The organism is Paenibacillus sp. oral taxon 786 str. D14 (assembly GCF_000159955.1).
GTDB lineage: Bacteria > Bacillota > Bacilli > Paenibacillales > Paenibacillaceae > Fontibacillus > Fontibacillus phoenicis.
This window is the reverse complement of record NZ_GG696028.1, coordinates 1-1,236: the sequence shown is the minus strand read 5'-3', so window position 1 is coordinate 1,236 and position 1,236 is coordinate 1. Positions and strand designations below refer to the sequence as shown.

The following is a 1,236-nucleotide window of genomic DNA, read 5'->3' as shown; positions in this document are numbered from 1 at the left end:
TTAGTGCAAACGGACAACGCAAATTCTCTCCCGAACCTTCGTTTGCTCCCGGGCCTCGTGCTCCGGCGTGAGCTTGTCAAGCGTCTTCTTTGACAAGCGGTTTGGTTCAAATCAACACTTTTCCGAGTCCTCATCGGAGATGAGGAACGCCTCACGGCGAGTGTGGGGGTGCAGGGGGCAACGTCCCCTGCGTCCTTCATCGTCCAAAGGCGTTAGGAGGCTGCTGGCTGCTCCACGGTTCGAGCAACCGCCCATATGAACCCAATCAGTTCCCGGGCCACCGCACCGACGGCCACATTCTTGTGTTTGTTCTTTCCAAACACAAGATGACGGTATTTGTAATGCAATCTTTCTTGCGCCTTCCAGGACAACAGTTGTACGTCGGCGGGCATGCCATCTAATCGCTTGGCGAGATCCCCTTTTACGGCAGGACGGTGACGGTAACTCCAAGCGGACTCCACCAAAGTCCGTCGCAAGCGGCCATTTCCGGCTTTGGTCATGCTGCCGCGTCGAGTACTTAGGCCCGTGGAATACTCACGAGGGACCAGTCCCAAGTACGCCATCAGTTGGGCCGGGGAGCGAAAACGCGCAAAGGTTCCAATTTCAGCCGCAAGGGTGATGGCTGTGAGCAATCCAATCCCTCGTAAGGACTGAAGAACTTGGATCAGAGAAGCCTTGGAACCGGTCGCAGCTTGCTCAACGAGTGCTTTTTCTAGGCGTCCCATGCGCTGCTCGATCTCATCCAAAGCATGAAGCATTTCGCTGAATGCCACGTGCATGGACTCATACGGGAACGTAAGCTGCCCTAACCAGACGCGGTACTTCTTGGTCCAGCGACGTTTGATTGTGGCTGGCCGTTCAATCTGGTGACGAAGCAGGAACTTCAAGATCCGCTGACGAGCCCGGTGGGCATCTTCCTTGGCAGCTTCCCGGGCGCGAACCAATTCCCGCAGCGCCTCATCTTCCCGTTCCGGTACATAAACGGGAGTGAGCTCACCTGCACGATACAAACGCGCGAGTTGCTCCGCATCCCGTCGATCTGTTTTTACGTGGTCGCCGGAGCGTTTGGGAATCAGCGATGGAGCAATAACGGCACAGTGGGCCCCCATGGAGGTGATCCAGCGATAGGTTTCGTAACCCGTGGGTCCTGCCTCGTAGCAAAACGATAGCGTTTCGGCCGGTCCCAGCTCTTTGATAAGCTTGCGTAACGCTGCCGGTGTGTGGGGAATGCTCCCG

At 56.6% G+C, this 1,236-nt stretch carries 1 protein-coding gene; it reads right to left on the bottom strand.

What is annotated here, in order from left to right; translation table 11 throughout:
- Positions 1-212 precede the first annotated feature (212 nt).
- On the bottom strand, positions 213-1,236 hold a 1,024-nt coding region (locus POTG_RS22520), incomplete at its 5' end, for an IS110 family transposase (protein WP_009227160.1).